Annotated in this window: 14 protein-coding genes; 6 read left to right on the forward strand and 8 right to left on the reverse strand. The window is 68.5% G+C overall.

Annotated elements, in window-relative coordinates; genetic code table 11:
- Window positions 1-17 precede the first annotated feature (17 nt).
- Window positions 18-1,394, reverse strand: a complete 1,377-nt coding sequence (locus ABN034_RS03315; protein ID WP_349689464.1) for an MFS transporter — start codon at window positions 1,392-1,394, stop codon at window positions 18-20.
- Between the two features lie 175 nt (window positions 1,395-1,569).
- Here ABN034_RS03315 and ABN034_RS03320 point away from each other — a divergent pair, with 175 nt between their 5' ends.
- Window positions 1,570-2,313: a glucosamine-6-phosphate deaminase gene (locus ABN034_RS03320; protein WP_349689465.1), complete on the forward strand. Its 744-nt coding sequence runs from the start codon at window positions 1,570-1,572 to the stop codon at window positions 2,311-2,313.
- A complete protein-coding gene (locus ABN034_RS03325) occupies window positions 2,300-3,505 on the forward strand; it encodes an N-acetylglucosamine-6-phosphate deacetylase (RefSeq protein WP_349689466.1) in 1,206 nt (401 codons plus the stop codon). The genes ABN034_RS03320 and ABN034_RS03325 overlap by 14 nt, the downstream gene beginning before the upstream one ends.
- A 305-nt stretch (window positions 3,506-3,810) precedes the next feature.
- Here ABN034_RS03325 and ABN034_RS03330 read toward each other — a convergent pair whose 3' ends face one another.
- Complete coding sequence (locus tag ABN034_RS03330) at window positions 3,811-3,948, reverse strand: hypothetical protein (protein WP_349689467.1); 138 nt, start codon at window positions 3,946-3,948, stop codon at window positions 3,811-3,813.
- A gap of 65 nt (window positions 3,949-4,013) precedes the next feature.
- The gene (locus ABN034_RS03335; protein WP_349689468.1) at window positions 4,014-5,636 is read right to left on the reverse strand and encodes a GxGYxYP domain-containing protein; all 1,623 of its coding nucleotides are present in this window, start codon (window positions 5,634-5,636) and stop codon (window positions 4,014-4,016) included.
- Window positions 5,637-5,809: 173 nt separating this feature from the next.
- Here ABN034_RS03335 and ABN034_RS03340 point away from each other — a divergent pair, with 173 nt between their 5' ends.
- Window positions 5,810-7,030: a GntR family transcriptional regulator gene (locus ABN034_RS03340; protein ID WP_349689469.1), complete on the forward strand. Its 1,221-nt coding sequence runs from the start codon at window positions 5,810-5,812 to the stop codon at window positions 7,028-7,030.
- 42 nt (window positions 7,031-7,072) lie between these two features.
- Here ABN034_RS03340 and ABN034_RS03345 read toward each other — a convergent pair whose 3' ends face one another.
- Complete coding sequence (locus ABN034_RS03345; RefSeq protein WP_349689470.1) at window positions 7,073-7,444, reverse strand: winged helix-turn-helix domain-containing protein; 372 nt, start codon at window positions 7,442-7,444, stop codon at window positions 7,073-7,075.
- A 392-nt stretch (window positions 7,445-7,836) separates the two neighbouring features.
- Between ABN034_RS03345 and ABN034_RS03350 the strand changes: the two genes are divergently transcribed.
- Entirely contained in the window at window positions 7,837-8,577 is a 741-nt protein-coding gene (locus tag ABN034_RS03350; RefSeq protein WP_349689471.1) for a formylglycine-generating enzyme family protein, read from the forward strand.
- Window positions 8,578-8,691: 114 nt separating this feature from the next.
- On the opposite strand, the gene ABN034_RS03355 is transcribed toward ABN034_RS03350, so the two are convergent.
- The 4 genes from ABN034_RS03355 to nadA all read right to left on the reverse strand — a co-directional run bounded on the left by ABN034_RS03355 (window position 8,692) and on the right by nadA (window position 14,123).
- Entirely contained in the window at window positions 8,692-10,065 is a 1,374-nt protein-coding gene (locus ABN034_RS03355) for a dicarboxylate/amino acid:cation symporter (RefSeq protein WP_349689472.1), read from the reverse strand.
- 475 nt (window positions 10,066-10,540) lie between these two features.
- Window positions 10,541-11,500 carry a carboxylating nicotinate-nucleotide diphosphorylase gene (nadC, locus tag ABN034_RS03360; RefSeq protein WP_349689473.1) on the reverse strand — a complete coding sequence of 320 codons (960 nt, stop codon included), beginning with the start codon at window positions 11,498-11,500 and terminating at the stop codon, window positions 10,541-10,543.
- Window positions 11,497-13,095, reverse strand: a complete 1,599-nt coding sequence (locus ABN034_RS03365; RefSeq protein ID WP_349689474.1) for an L-aspartate oxidase — start codon at window positions 13,093-13,095, stop codon at window positions 11,497-11,499. Before ABN034_RS03365 ends, nadC begins: the two co-directional genes overlap by 4 nt.
- A 26-nt stretch (window positions 13,096-13,121) precedes the next feature.
- Window positions 13,122-14,123: a quinolinate synthase NadA gene (gene nadA / locus ABN034_RS03370; RefSeq protein WP_349689475.1), complete on the reverse strand. Its 1,002-nt coding sequence runs from the start codon at window positions 14,121-14,123 to the stop codon at window positions 13,122-13,124.
- A gap of 156 nt (window positions 14,124-14,279) precedes the next feature.
- Here nadA and ABN034_RS03375 point away from each other — a divergent pair, with 156 nt between their 5' ends.
- Complete coding sequence (locus ABN034_RS03375) at window positions 14,280-14,975, forward strand: NUDIX hydrolase (protein WP_349689476.1); 696 nt, start codon at window positions 14,280-14,282, stop codon at window positions 14,973-14,975.
- An 8-nt stretch (window positions 14,976-14,983) separates the two neighbouring features.
- Complete coding sequence (locus ABN034_RS03380) at window positions 14,984-16,093, forward strand: ADP-ribosylglycohydrolase family protein (RefSeq protein WP_349689477.1); 1,110 nt, start codon at window positions 14,984-14,986, stop codon at window positions 16,091-16,093.
- The last annotated feature ends 2 nt before the right edge of the window (window positions 16,094-16,095 follow it).

Here is a 16,095-nt window from a genome sequence, read left to right on the forward strand (position 1 = left end):
CGCCGAGACCGGAAACGTCAGGTGCACACGGGCAGGGGCTCGACCGGGTGGACGGCTTCGTTCTCGGGCTCGTCGTCCGTTCCGGCGGATCCGTCCTCGTCGTCTCCGCGGTCGTCGAGCGGGTGCGCGAGTTCGTCCTTCGGCATCTTCGCCAGCACGATCGCGAGCACCGCGATCACGGCGGGGATCAGGCCGGCGGCGAGGAACGTCGTACCCGACCCGACCGCGGCGCTCACCGGTCCGGCAAGCGCCATCGACACCGGCATGAACACCAGCGACACGAAGAAGTCGAGGCTCGAGACCCGGCCCAGCATGTGCGGGGGCACCCGACGCTGCAACAGGGTTCCCCAGATCACCATCGGCGCGGAGAAGCAGATCCCGACGACGAACACCGCGACCGCGATCTGCGCGACGTGGGTGGCGAAGCCGACGAAGACGAGCGGCGCGCAACCGAGTCCCCAGAACAGGTTCATGACCGTGAGGTATCGCCGTGGCATCCGGAACGAGGCCATCGCCAACGACCCGACCGCGCCACCGATCCCGAACGCCGCCATCACGATCGCGTGGTCGCCGGGTCCACCACCGGCCCGGTCCTTGATCACGAACGGTACAAGGACGTCGATCGGGCCCATGATCAGCAGGATCAGTACCGACGCGAACAGCAACGTCGCCAACAGCCACGGCGTTCGCACCATGTAGACGAAGCCGTCCCTGAGGTCGGTCACGGCGGATCGCACGGGATGCTCAGGGCCTGCCGGATGCTCCTGCCGGAGTGGCACCGGGCGCATCGCCAGCAGCAGGGCGACGCCCGCCGCCTCGCACACGCAGACCACCGCCAGGGCCGCGCCCGGGGACCAGGCCGCGATCACCGCACTCGCCACGGCCGGACCGGCCGCCTGCATGATCATCGGACGCAGCATCCCCTCGACACCGTTCGCGGCCATCAGGTCCCGGCCGGGAAGGATCGACGGCAGCAGCGCGGAGTACGCGGGATAGGTGAACCCACTGCCGAGCCCGATCGCCAGTGCCACGAGCACCAGGTGCCACACCTCGAGCCAGCCTGCGACGGCCAGTGCCGCCACCACGCCGACCGCGAGGGTGCGTACGACGGCGACGGCACGCAGGATCCGTAGCTGCGGGATGCGGTCGGCCATGACACCGCCGAGCAGAGCGGTGGCGAGCATTCCGCCGGCAGAGGCGGCCGACACCATCGACACGGCGCCGGGCCCACCGCCCAGCGCGATGACCTGCCACACGAGCGCGATCAACCATCCGCCGGCACCGAACAGCGACAACGTGACCGACGCGGCCAACAGCCGGTACTGCCCGAACCGGAACGGCCGCAACGGTCCGCGCAACCAGCCCGACCTGGTCGCACTCGTCGAGTCGTTCATGGCCTTTCCCCTCCACCGATGGTCGTGTCGTCGCCCGCTGCTGAGTCTGACCGGCGGTACCCCCGCAAATCATCGCCGATGTCCGATCACGTCCGACTCCCTGCCACACCAGAACATCTCGATGTGGCCTCTGCTATTGGTAGGTGTCGGGCATTTCGCACCGAGAGGACCCACTGTGACCGAACCGATCGTCCGCGTGTTTCCAGACCGCGCCAGCCTCGGGCATGCGGCAGCCAGCGACATCGCGGCGGAGATCCGCGAACGGCTCGGCCTCCAGGACGCCGTACGCATGATCTTCGCAGCCGCACCCAGCCAGCAGGAGACCCTCGACGCGCTCACCGCCGAGGCGGGAATCGACTGGGAACGCGTGACGGCGTTCCAGATGGATGACTATCTCGGGCTTGCCGACGAGGCACCACAACGGTTCGGTCAGTGGCTGCGGGCAGCGATCTTCGACAGGTTGCCGTTCAAGGACGTGCACCTGATGCGGACCGACGGGGATGCCGAGCTCCGGGCGGCGGAATACGCCGCGCTGCTCGACGAGGCGCCGATCGACATCTGCTGTCTCGGCATCGGCGTCAACGGCCACATCGCGTTCAACGACCCGCCGGTGGCCGACTTCGCCGATCCTCTGGCCGTGAAGGTGGTCGAGCTCGATTCCACCTGCCGCCAGCAACAGGTGGACGACGGCTGCTTCCCCACCTTCGACGACGTACCCACGAGCGCTCTGACCCTGACCGTGCCACGCCTGCTCGACGTGGGGCGGATGTTCTGCATGGTTCCCGGACTGGCGAAGGCGCCCGCGGTTCGCGACGCATTGCAGGGCCCGATCGCGGAGTCGTGTCCGGCGAGCGCCTTGCGTACCCACCACGGCTGCACCGTCTATCTCGACCAGGACTCCGCCCATGACCTCGACTGAGCCCTTGCCCGGTTCTCCCGGCGTGACCGAGTTGGCCGGCCGCGACCCCGCCACCGGCCTGTTGACAGTCGTACGCATCGAGGACGGCCTCATCGCGAAGGTGACCAGGAGCCCGGCGGGCTCAGCGGGCTCAGCGGAGGACGCGGAGGTTTGGATAGCGCCCGGATTCGTCGACCTGCAGGTCAACGGGTTCGGCGGATTCGACGCCAATGCCGCCGAGGACGACGCCGGGCCGGAGGTGGTGGTCGGACTCGTCCACGCGCTGTTCGCGGTCGGCGTCACGACCGTCGTTCCCACCATCGTGACAGCGGCCGAGTCTCACATCATCGCGTGCCTGCGCCGGATCGTCCGGGCCCGGGAGCGCGACCCGTTGGTGCGGCACGCGATCCCGTTCGTCCATGTGGAGGGGCCACACCTGTCCGGCGAGGACGGGCCACGTGGAGTGCATCCGGCCGCGCACGTACGCCCGCCCGACGTGGCGGAGTTCGCGCGCTGGCAGGCGGCCTGCGACGGGCTGGTGGGCATGGTGACACTGTCGCCGCACTTCGCTGGAAGTCCTGCCTACATCTCAGATCTCGTCGCCCGCGGGATCCGCGTCTCCGTAGGCCACACGCACGCCGAACCCGAGCAGATCAGGGCGGCGGCGGAGGCGGGTGCGTCGTTGTCGACGCATCTCGGCAACGGCGCCCACGCGGTCCTGGCCCGGCATCCCAACTACGTATGGGCGCAGCTCGCCGATGACCGGCTGGCCGCGGGCTTCATCGCCGACGGCCATCATCTGCCGGCGGACACGCTCGTCGCGATGCTGCGGGCCAAGGGACTGTCGCGGTCGTTCCTCGTGTCGGACGCCACGACACTCGCGGGATCGCCGCCAGGCATCTACCGCACGCCGGTCGGTGGCGAGGTGGAGCTGTCCGCCGAGGGGCGATTGTCGCATGTGGGTACGCCCTACCTTGCCGGTGCCGCGCGTTCGATCAGCGATGGCGTGGCACACGTGGCAGGGCTGGGGCCGTTCTCGCTCGGCGAGGCGGTGGCGCTGGCGACGACGACGCCAGGCGCCATCGCGGGCGGCCGCGGGACTCTCGACATCGGCGCGCCGGCGGACCTGGTCCGGTTCCGTCGGAGCGCCGGCAAGGCGGGGTTGACAGTGGAGGACGTCATGGTCGCTGGCACGCCTTGCCCCCGAGCCTGAATCGAATTGCCCCCGAGTCTGAATCGACTTGCCCTCGAGTCTGGATCGATTGCGGTCGCAGGCACCCTTTGCCCCGAGCCTGAATGGAATTGCCCTCGAGCCTGAATCGATTGCGGAGAAATGGTTGACCGTGACCCGGTTCGGTATGCCACTTCTCCACATTGAACGCGTCAGACCGCACCTCCCGTGCGGTCCGAGCGCTCAGACTTCCGACGTGGACGGTCCGATCGACTGCCGTCGATCAACTTCGCCACGCTGGTCGGTCCGGTGCTCTTGCAGGGAGAGTCGGGACCGGCTTGGCAGCCTCACGAGGGAAACGCCTCGACGTTGTTGAGCCGGTGCTCGAGCCTGCTGCGGGCGCGGCACTGTTGGCCTTGCGGCGAGCTGGCGTAGACACAACCGAGTTGGTGGTCAGGCGACTCGCGACGGGTCCGAAGTGACATCTGACCGCCGACCCACCCTGACATCGGGTCGGCGGTCAGATGCCGAAGCACGGCCGTCGTACGGGTCAGTCCATCGGGGGAAGTCCGAGGGCCTCACGCGCGAGGTCGAGGAAGTGGTCGCCGCGGACCACCGTGTAGTCATCGCTCAGTGAGTTCGCCACGTCCGCCAGGTCCGCGGGATTCATGCTCCACGCGATCGGAGCGATTGACACGAACAACGGTGACGTGCCGTCCCAGTCCGCGGCCGACTCGGCGATGGCGTTCTTGGTCTGCTCGACGCTGTTGACGAGATATCCGGTCGCCTGCGGCACGCCCGCGACGACCTGCATCTCGGTGTGGTCGGTGTGGTGGATGAACCAACCCCTGGGCCGTACGTCCGTGGCGAACTGGTGAGCCTTCTCGTCGCTGAGGTCCACGTCCTCGTGGTCGACCCGGTTGAGGATCTGGATCGAGTCCATGCCGGTGCGCTTCATGTACGCACCCGTCGTCGCTGTGTAGGTGGAGAAGGTGGCGTCCGGCCACGCGGTCGGATAGATGTAGCCCGCGCCAGAGGGTCCAGCGACGAGGTAGTCGTTCTCGGTCGCGGTCTGCTGGTAGTGGGCCAGGATCGCCGGTGCGCCATCGGCGAGGAGCGGGTTGGTGGTCCAGTTGATCGGAACACTGCCGCGCGCGTCGTTCTCCCACAGGTTGCGCATGTGGTGCTGGTTGTAGGCAAAGTTGTCGCCCTCGCCCAGGGTGAACGTCACATAGATCCGGTTCTCCAGCCGCGGAGTGGGCGGTGACTGCTGCCGGTCACTGACCGGCGGCCGGGCACCCGCGAACACCGTGCCGTTCGCAAACCAGTCCGCGGGGACGACGTAGGCGGCGTGCTGGGACACCAGCTCAGTGCCGGCGAACTCGCCGGCGATGTCGGACGCAAACCACCCCATGTACGGCGTGTACGGGTCAACCGCGGACAGCATGTCCTCCAGTAGCGCGCGCTCCTCGGCTGCGTTGACTTCAAGCCAGAACACCATCGCGCGGTTGGCGACGGCGTAGTCCCGGAAAAATCCGAGGTGGACCTCCGGATTGAGAGCTACCACCATCCGGTGGGTGGTCTCGTCCCACAACTCCTCGAACTGCCATCTGTAGGCGTCGAGGCCGCTGTCGAAGCGATCGCGCAGGTCGACCAGTGTCGTCAGTCGGTAGGGAGCCTCGGAAAGCCGGGCCGCGAGTTGCGGACTGACGGCCAGCGCGTCGTGGATTCCCGCCAGTGTGGTGGCGACGTTGACGGTGTCGGGGATGCTGGGATCCCAGACCACCATTCCCTTGGCTTCCGTCTGATACTTCGACAACATCTCCCAGCGGTCCTGCTCGTCCCACGGCAGGCCGAGGTCCTCCAGCCAGGTGTATGCACCCTCTTCCTCGGTGTGGAGCAGGTAGAGGCGTGGCCGGGAGCGATTGACCAGACCTTGAAGCGTGGTGAACATGACCTTCTCGTCGTTGGGGACCGGCGAGAGAAGGTTGACGACATCGAGGTGGCGGGGCCGCGCGAAGTGCGGAAGGGCCTGACCTTCCGGCCACGAGATACCCGACGTCGGCGGGGCCGCGTTCGCAGGGGAGGCAGAACCCAGGACGGACAGCCCGATCGGCAGAGTCGAGGCGAGCAGGAACCGGCGACGCGAGACGTTCGACGGGGTTCGGTCCATGGCGGGGTCTCCCTACAGGGCTCAGGACGGTGGGCGATGGCGGTAAAGGTACTGCGAGGATTGCATGTGTCAATGTGGTAGCAGCGTCCCTGAGCAACGGCCTCTGGACGCATTTGACGGGAGGGTTAACCTGAGCAGTCGCGGTCGGATGAGAATGAACCAGTGGGTGTGCGATGAGCGTGGACAACAAGACGGACAGGGCTCCGCTCTACGAACAGGTGCGGCGCGCGCTGCGTGCCGCGATCGAGCAGAGTGGCCACGCCCCCGGAACACCGTTCGTCACCGAGCGCGAGGTATGCCGCCGGTTCGGCGTGAGTTCGACAACCGCCGTCCGTGCCCTCAACGAGCTTGTTGCCGAGGGGGTCCTCGTCCGTCGTCAGGGAGTCGGAACGTTCATCGCCGAACGGCCTGCCGAGAAGGCAGATGCCGAGGCGCCGACGCCCGCCGGAGCGCACCGGAAGCCCACCGTGGCGTGCATCCTGCAGAACCACAGCTCCTACATCAGTCAGCTTCTGATGGGTCTGGAAACCACCTGCACCGAGCACGGCTACCGCTTGTTCCTCACACACTGCAACGACCGTCCCGAGCGGGAGCGGACGGCACTTCAGGAGGCACTCAACGCGAACGTCAGCGGCATCGTGCTCTACCCGGCCGAAGGCGGTGCCAACGCCGACGCCCTGGCCGAGGTACGCCGGCGTGGCGTTCCTCTGGTCATGATCGACCGGTACCGGCCGGACCTTGCCGCGGACGCAGTCGTCGCAGACAACGTCGCGGTCGGCTACGAGGTGACGCAGGAACTGATCCGCATGGGGCACCGACGCATCGCCACTCTGTGGAGCGAGACCGAATGCACCAGCGTGCGCGACCGGTTGACAGGGCACCTACAGGCGCTGCGGAACAACGACATCCCCATCCACCCCGAACTCACGGTGCTCCGCAGATACGTCGGGCTGACCGAGCCCGGACAGTCCGGGACGCTCGAGACGCTGCTTGCCGACCCCGATCCTCCGAGCGTCCTTCTCTGCGCGAACGGCTTTACCCTCGCGCACGCCGTCGCCGACCTTGCGGCCATGAGCGTCGACGTACCAGGACAGGTCGACCTGGCCGGCATGGATGACGCCGGCCCGTTCGACATCCTTCCGCTGACCGTGGTCGCCGCGTCCCTTCCCGCCACGGACATCGGCCGTGAGGCGGCACTCTTGCTTCATCACCGCGTCACCAGCGGCGAGCCGTACAAGGGTGTCAAGCACCTCGTCCTTCCGATCAAGATCCGAACGAGGCACGCGGATTCCAGGCACCTTGGTGTGGTGCCGGCTACCTCGACTCCCGAGCCCGACGCGGTACCCCAGCCCGCCGGCACTTCTCTGCGCGACACCGAGCCCGTGCGACATTGACTGGGCGAACCACCAAGATCAACAGAGGTTCAGGAACAGGCTCTAGGCAGGGCGGATGACCACCTGGTCCGCCGGGAACGTTTCGGTCGTTCCGTCCTTGCGGCTGACCACCACCTGCGGCAGCCCTTCGCCGAGCACGATCGTGGCCTCGTCACTCTTGCCCAGGCGGACCGGACGTAGCTCACCACGATCCCGGACCACCCAGCCGAGACCACGTACCGATTCGACGAGGCCCTCCGCGCGAAGGACACCGAGCGCCGAACGCACGGCAGTTCGGGCAAGGTGGTAGTGCTGCCCTAGCGCGCTCTCGGACGGCAGCCGCTCTCCCGGCGCAAGCTCGCCTGCGGCGATCTGGCGTCGAAGCTCGTCGGCGAGTTGCCGGAAGAGAGCCCGATCAGCGGTTGGATCGATCATCGTTCGTGACGCTATGTCCGCCTGGCCGGTTTGGAGGTTGTCCCCACAGGCACCTAGGCCTACATGACGCCAAAGCGCGGCGGCTGGTCAACCGGACCCGGCCCCCATTCCCTGCCGGTCCTGGCCGCCGCGTCGTACCAACAGCGCCGTACCGACATGTGGTCGCGTCGAGCGAAGGCCAAGCGGGCCAACGGGTGGCGTCGAACCAGAGGGGAGGAGACGGCGTGCGATGGAAGGTTCTGACGTTCCTGGCGTTCGCCCTCGCCGGTTGCCTCCTGGCGATGGTGGTCCCGCGCTGACCGTCGGCCCAGCCTCGCCTCAGGCCATGGTCGGAGGAAGGCTCGGTCCGTGGACCGATGCCTGCCGTCGGTCACCACTGCGAGTCTTCCCGCATGACAACGCCCTCGACAGATCCCCTGCACGCCGACTGGGTGGTGGTGCCCGGTGGCGTCCTTCACCGAGGTACGCCGACGGATGAGGTGGCAGCTGTCTTCGACCGACACAGTGACCTTCAGGTCGATGTCGAATGGTTCCGCAAGGAGGCGCCCCGGACCGACGTGTTCGTCCCCACGTTCCGCATCGCCCGTACGGCCGTCACCCACGCACAGTGGTCGCACTTCACCGCCGACACGGGTCGCAGATCGCCCACAGGCGAGCCAGACCACCCGGTCACAGGTGTCCCCTGGGCCGAAGCCACTACGTACTGCGCCTGGCTCGGTCACCAACTCGACCGGCCCGTCCGGCTGCCCACCGAGAACGAGTGGGAACGCGCGGCCCGAGGCGACGACACGCGGGAGTACCCCTGGGGTGACGAGTTCGACCCACGCTTGGCTAACTTGCGGGAGCATGGAGCGGGTGGCCCGCTGCCGGTGGGATCCTTCCCAGCAGGAGCAAGCCCGTTCGGGATCCTCGACATGGTCGGGAACTGCGACGAGTGGACCTCGACCGAATATGCACGCTACCCGGGAGCGCCTGCGGGCGTCCCCGTCACCGACACCTTCGCGACCGATCCTCATGTCACCCGTGGCGGTGCGTGGTTCCACTGCCGGGACCTCGCCCGGTGCGCTCGACGGCATGGCGCGTACGACCCAGATCTCGTCGGCATCGGCTTCCGCCTGGCGAGCTCCGTTTGAGACCAGCCATGCGACCCTGCCACGGCCGTAGTTTCGACCGCCGCGGACCTGTCCGAAGATGCCGCCCACGGTGGGCGTCTGATCCGTCGGACAGGTCCGCGACACTCGAGCTCGCTAGGCCGTTGCGGTGACCGGACTGGCGGCTGGCTCAGGCTCCGGCGCCAGCGCGGACCGCGGGCCGTTGTAGACCTGCAGGTCGAGCAGACCCTCCCGCTTCGCCACGATGGTCGGCACCAGCGCCTGGCCCGCGACGTTGGTGGCGGTACGCATCATGTCCAGAATCGGGTCGATGGCGATGAGCAGACCCACTCCCTCGAGCGGGAGCCCGAGGGTCGAGAGCGTCAGCGTCAGCATGACGATCGCACCGGTGAGCCCCGCTGTCGCCGCCGAACCGACGACCGAGACGAACGCGATCAGCAGATACTCTGTCAAGCCGAGGTTGACACCGAAGATCTGCGCCACCGTGATCGCCGCCAGCGCTGGATAGATGGCCGCGCAGCCGTCCATCTTCGTGGTGGCACCGAAGGGCACGGCGAATGAGGCGTACTCCTGTGGCACACCGAGGTTTCGCGTCACGACGCGCTGGGTCAGTGGCATGGTGCCCACCGACGACCTGGACACGAACGCCAACTCGATCGCCGGCCACGCGCCGGAGAAGAACTTCAACGGACTCAGGCCGTGCAGGCGGGCGAGGATGCTGTAGACACCGAAGAGGACGAGTGCGCATCCGACATACACGTCGACGGTGAAGGTCGCGAGCGGGCCCAGGAGGTCCCAACCGTACGTCGCGACCGCCTTGCCGATCAGGCCGAGCGTCCCGATCGGAGCGAGCCGGATGATCCACCAGAGCACCTTCTGCACAAGGGCAAGCGCTGAACGGTTGAACGCCAGGAACGGTTCGGCCTTCTCCCCCGCCGCGAGCGCCGCTGCCCCGACGACCGCCGCCACCACGACGATCTGCAGGACGTTGAACGACAGGTCCGTCGTCACCGAGACCACGCCATCCGCTTGCTCCGTTGAGGTTTCGGCGGACACGCCGAGCACGTTGGCGGGAATGATGCCGGTGAGGAAGTCGAGCCAGGACCCGCTGGTCCCGTCATAGGCCTCCGCGTTGTCCTGCGAGAGCGACGTGTTGAGGCCCGGGTTGGTGAGCAGACCGAGGACAAGCCCGATCGTCACGGCGAGGAGCGAGGTGATCATGAACCAGAGCAGGGTCTGGCCCGCGAGTCGTGCCGCACCGGTCACCTGGCGCAGGCTGGCGATGCTCACGACGATAGCGGTGAAGATCAACGGTGGTACGGCGACCCGCAGCAGCTGGACGAAGATGCTGCCGATCTGGGTGAGAGTCTCGGCGAGCCAGCTCAGCTCGAGGCCGCGGGCGAGCAGGCCGAGGATGATGCCGAGGGCCAGGCCAGCAAGGATCTGGGCCCAGAACGGCAAGCGGGGTTGAGGAGTCTGCCGCGCTGACGCGGCGGAGGTAGCCGACACGATTTTCCTCCCGTACGAAGGCGTACGACGGTGGTCTTATGGCGAAAGGGATCAGAGCTGGAGACCGTCATCTTTGTCAGTTCCGGCTCCGGCGAAGGCGCACCGGCCAATCGGCGCAGCGCTCAGGTGTCTCGAATCGGCGCAGGGCGCCCGCGTCCTGGAAATCAACGGAGCTCAGGCGTCTGCGGACCGCCCCAGATCTCCGGCGTTCGACTACTGACAGGCGGAGCTGGCCTGTAGCCGAAGGTCGACGTACAGGCGTACCCAGAGCAGGATGCGAACGTTCATCGCCTTCTCGAACATCCCGTGTGCATCCACTTATTCCGGTGGAGCTGTCTCACTCCGGACACCACGCAGGTGATTCATGATCATGAAAGGAAAGTCGGCCATACGCCCCGGAAATCCTCATGATCACCATCATGATCACGGGGTGGGGGGCGTGCGGGAGTGGAACGTCCGTGGGGAACCGGCGGGGTCAGCGCAGGTCGAGGCCGAGGTCCAGCGCGGGAGCGGAATGGGTCAGCGCCCCGACGGCGAGAAAGTCGACACCGGTCCCGGCATAGGCGCGCGCCTCGTCGAGCACGAGCCCGCCCGACGCCTCCAACCGCGTCCCAGGTGCCGACGCACGAGTGCGCCGGACCGCCTCCGCGCACTGCTCGACCGTGAAATTGTCCAGCAGGACGAACTCCGCCGCGGCTGCCAACGCCTCGTCCAACTCCGAAAGCGATCCCACCTCGACCTCGCACGGAAGATCGGGCGCCTCTGCACGCACCGCAGCGAGCGCCGCGGCCACACCGCCGGCAGCCACGACATGGTTGTCCTTGATGAGGACCGCGTCCCCCAGCCCCAACCGGTGGTTGGCCCCGCCACCGCAACGGACGGCGTACTTCTCCAACATCCGCAACCCGGGCAGGGTTTTCCGCGTGTCGCGGATCGTGCATCCGGTACCCGCGACCGCAGCGACCCACGCGGCCGACGTGGTGGCGACACCGGACAGGTGGCAGACGAGGTTGAGCGCCGTGCGTTCGGCGGTGAGGAGGCCCCGTACCGGCGCGCGCACCACCAGCGCCGGTTGGTGTGGCGCGAGCACCGCACCGTCGGCCTCGCGCGCCAGCACCTCCACCTCCCCCGGCATCAGCAGGTCGAACACCACCAGCGCAACCGCGCCACCTGCAAGGACGCCTTGACACCGGGGCGTCATCTCTGCCCGGACGAGCACATGCTCGGGTGTCGTCGCCACCGTCGTCGCGTCCGGGCCGTACCGGAGGTCCTCTGTCAAGCCGGTCTTGACGACCCTCAGGACGTCATCGGCGTCGAGCCCGGACTCGGCCAGCGCACCGGCCACGCCCGGCGAAAGCGTGTCCAGCGAACGCTCCGCCCAGGCCCCCACCCGGACCTCCGCCGACCCGTCCGTCACCACTGTGCCCCGCGTCATGCCACACCATCCAATGCCAATGTCCTGGCCGGGACGAGCTGACCCTCAGCGTCGAGGCGTACAGCCAGACTGACCCGCCAACGTTCGTCGTCAGTGTCGGTGAAGTCGTGGCGCACGTGGCAACCACGCGACTCGTGGCGCTCCTGCGCGGCGACGATGACCGCGCGTGCCGCCAGGGCGAGGGCGGCGTCCTCGACCCCCTCACGCGTATCCACCAGAGTCGTCGTACCGGTCGCGTCGAGCGCCTCTTCCGCCACCGCCAGCCCGCAGGCGTCCCGCCCGATCGCGACGTGTCGGCTCATGACCCGCTGCAGGGTGGAACGCCGGGCGACCGAAAGCACCGGCAACGGCTCCTCGACCATCTGCCCCACATCCGCGAGTGCGCCCGTCGCCAGGTCGGACGCCACCGCCCGGGCGGCGCGGGTGCCCACGACCAACCCCTCCAGCAGGCTGTTGGAGGCCAGCCGGTTGGCGCCGTGCAGGCCGGTGCGCGCGACCTCGCCAGCAGCGTAGAGACCGGTCACCTCGGTGCGCCCGTCGACCGTCGTCACGACGCCACCGCACCCGAAGTGCGCCGCCGGGGCGACCGGGATCGGCTCCGCGGACGGGTCGATCGACGCCGCCGTGCAGGCGGCGTACACCGTCGGGAACCTTGCCTGGAACGCCGCCGCCGAGAGGTGCGTCGCGTCGAGATACACGTGGTCGTCCACACCGCCCGGCGCCTCCGCGAGCCGCCGGATGATCGCCGCCGACACGACGTCGCGTGGTGCCAGGTCACCCAACGGATGGACGCCCGCCATCACCGCCGCGCCGGACGCGTCCACCAGGACCGCACCCTCGCCGCGGACCGCCTCCGTCACCAGTGGCCGCCGGCCGGTCGAACCCCGCCCGGTGTAGAGCACCGTCGGATGGAACTGCACGAACTCCATGTCCGCCACGGACGCACCCGCCCGCAACGCCAACGCGATCCCGTCGGCGGTCGCGACGTCGGGGTTCGTCGTCGACTGGTACAGCTGGCCAAGCCCGCCGGTGGCGAGCAGGACAGCAGGAGCGCGCACGACGCCCGCCACACCGTCGGCGCCGAGCAGGAGCACACCGGCCGCCGCCCCTTCGGGAGTACGAAGAACCTGCACGGCGACCTGGCTCTCGAGCACTGTCAACGCGCGCTTGCGTACACCGGTCAGCAGGGCCCGCTGCACTTCGGCGCCGGTCGCGTCACCACCGGCATGGACCACGCGGTAGGCGGTGTGGCCGCCCTCCCGAGTGCGGGCGAGCAGTCCCGACGCGGCGTCGACGTCGAACGCCGCGCCGTACCGCCGCAACGACGCCACGGCCGCCGGACCGTCCCCGATGATGGCCGCGACCGCGTCGGCGTCGCACAGACCCACACCGGCCCGCAGCGTGTCGTCCACGTGCCGGCCGACGGTGTCGCCCTCGTCGTGTTCGTCGGCGCGGACGACGGCGACCCCGCCCTGTGCCCAGCGGGTGTTTCCCTCGTGGGCGTACGTCTTGGTGACCACGAGAGTTCGCAGACCGAGTCGGGACGCCTCGAGTGCGGCGGTGAGCCCGGCCACGCCGGAACCGATCACCACCACGTCGGCGGAGGCTTCCCAGCGGCTCCTCATTCGCCGCCGCCGGGTTGGCCGATCTCCACCATCCGCTGCACGGCGCCGCGGGCACGCTCGGCCAGGACCGGATCGACGTGGACCTCGTCGACGCCCTCGCGCAGCGAACGCAGCAACGCGGCCGGGGTGATCATCTTCATGTATTTGCAGGACGCGCGGTCGTTGACCGCCTGGAAGTCCGTACCCGGTGCGGCCTTGCGGAGCTGGTGCAGCATGCCGATCTCGGTGGCGACCAGCACGGATCGCGACCGGGTCTCGCGGGCCGCGTCGAGCATCCCACCGGTGGACAGGATCTTCACCCGGTCGGGCGGCACCGCACCCTCGCCCGCGAGGTAGAGCGCGGAGGTCGCGCAGCCACACTCGGGGTGGATGAACAGCTCGGCGTCGGGGTGCGCGGCCGCCCGCTCGGTGAGTTCCGAGCCGTTGATGCCCGCGTGGACGTGACACTCGCCCGCCCAGACGTGGAGGTTCTCCCGCCCGGTCTCACGCTTGACGTGAGCGCCCAGGAACATGTCGGGCAGGAACAGCACCTCGCGGTCGGCGGGGATCGACGCGACCACCTCGACCGCGTTGGACGACGTGCAGCAGATGTCGGTCTCCGCCTTTACCTCCGCGGTCGTGTTGACGTACGACACGACGACGGCGCCTGGGTGCTCGGCCTTCCACGCCCGCAACTGGTCGGCGGTGATCGAGTCGGCCAGGGAGCACCCGGCCCGCGCGTCCGGGATCAGGACGGTCTTGTCCGGACTGAGGATCTTCGCGGTCTCGGCCATGAAGTGGACGCCACAGAAGACGATGGTTGACGCGTCACTGGCGGCGGCGATGCGGCTCAACGCGAGCGAGTCACCGGTGTGGTCGGCAATGTCCTGGATCGCAGGAACCTGGTAGTTGTGCGCCAGGAGGACGGCGTCGCGCTCGGTGGCGAGCCGGCGTACCTCCTCCTGCCATGCCTGGTCCGGCTCCACTCCGTCGTAGGCGCCGGTCCCGCTCTCTGACATGTCGCTCTCAGATGATTCGGTGTCCGAGCGGGGCTCCGCTGAGGTGACAGCGGTCATGGGCCCTCCCTGCACTTCTTCTCTGGGGCTTTCCCTTGGGGCTTTCGACTTTCCGGTTTTCGCCTTTGAATCGAAAACTTCTAGAGATACTATCACCGCGTGAACAAACTGGGGCATGAGGTGCTTGCGGCAGTGCTCCAGGTCCGGTCCCGGTCACCCGGCCAGCTGTCCCTCGAGGTGCTGCTGTGGCAGCGGGCGCGCGAGCCGCAGGTCGGTCGATGGTCGCTTCCGGGCGGACAGCTCCAGGCCGACGAGGACATCGAGAGATCCGTACGCCGTCAGCTGGCCGAAAAGGTCGATGTGCGGCAACTGTCCCATGTCGAACAGCTCGCGACGTTCAGCGCACCCGACCGGGTACCCGGCCCTCGCGTCATCGCCACCGCGTTCCTCGGCCTCGTCGCAAGCGACAACGACCCGGAGCTGCCTGACGACACACAGTGGCACCGAGTCGATGCGCTCCCCCGCACGGCGTTCGACCACGAAGCGATCATCCTGCGCGCGCGCGACCGACTCCGTTCCAAGCTCTCCTACACCAACCTGGGCTTCGCCTTGGCGCCGCCGACGTTCACCATCTCCGAGCTGCGCGAGCTCTACTCCGCCGCCCTCGGACACCGGGTCTCCGCGACCAACCTGCAGCGGGTCCTCTCCCGACGTGGGCAGCTCACGACGACCGGCGAAACGGCCTCGCCCGGACCTACCGGCGGCCGACCCGCGGCGTTGTTCCGCTTCACGTGCCGGGACATCCGCGTGACCGATCCCGTCGCCGTCCTGCGTCCACCGAGCGGGCGCCGATGACGGCCACCGTGAGGACGTGGACGCGCGAACGCCTGCAGGACTACCGGTCCCGGGTGCGAGGGTGCATCCTCGGCGGTGCCGTTGGGGATGCCCTCGGCGCACCGATCGAGTTTCTCTCCCTCGATGCGATCCTTCGCGCACACGGGGCCGACGGCCTGACCGACCTCGCTCCGATGAACGGCGACCGACGCGGCCTCGTCACCGACGACACCCAGATGACGCTGTTCACCGCCGAAGGGCTGATCCGCGCCAGCGTGCGTGCGGACCGGGGCATCTGCCACGCGCCGTCGGTCGTCTACCAGGCCTACCTTCGGTGGCTGGCGACGCAGGACGAGCCTGCTCCGCCGCCCGACGTCTCGGGATGGCTCGGCCGGCAGGGTTGGCTGTACGCGCAGCGCGCCCCCGGCAACGCGTGCATCTCCGGTCTGCGGGCAAGCCGCATGGGGACGCGCGAGGCGCCGGCGAACCCGCGGTCGAAGGGGTGCGGCACGGTCATGCGGTCGGCGCCCTTCGGACTCCTCCCCCCGCCCGGCTGGGAGCCGCGGAAGTGCTTCGACCTCTCGGTCGACTGTGCGGTTCAGACCCATGGGCATCCCACCGGCTACCTGGCCGCCGGCGCACTCGCCGCGATCGTCCGGATCCTCGTCGACGGTGCGCGGTTGGACGACGCGGTCGACGAGACGCTTGCCCTGCTGAAGACGTACGCCGGCCACGAAGAGACGACCGAAGCCCTGCGGGCAGCGCGGGCCGCCGCCGAGCAACCCGTCGGTCCACAGATCGTCGAACGCCTTGGTGGCGGCTGGGTCGCCGAGGATGCCCTGGCGATCGCGGTCTACTGCGCGCTTGCCCACCCCGATCCGGCCGACATCCGCAAAGCGCTCCTCCTCGCCGTCAACCACTCCGGTGACAGCGACTCGACCGGCGCCGTCTGCGGCAACCTGCTCGGCGTCCTCCACGGCGAGACCGCACTCCCTCCCGACTGGGTGGCCGAGATCGAAGGCCGTGGAACGATCCTGGAAGTGGCCGACGACTTCGCGATGGAGTTCACCCAGGGCGGCCAGTTGCACGGCGACTACGGACCGTTCACGCGTTGGCGGGAGCGTTATCCCGGCGGCTGAAT

The organism is Actinopolymorpha sp. B11F2, assembly GCF_040195635.1.
GTDB lineage: Bacteria > Actinomycetota > Actinomycetes > Propionibacteriales > Actinopolymorphaceae > Thermasporomyces.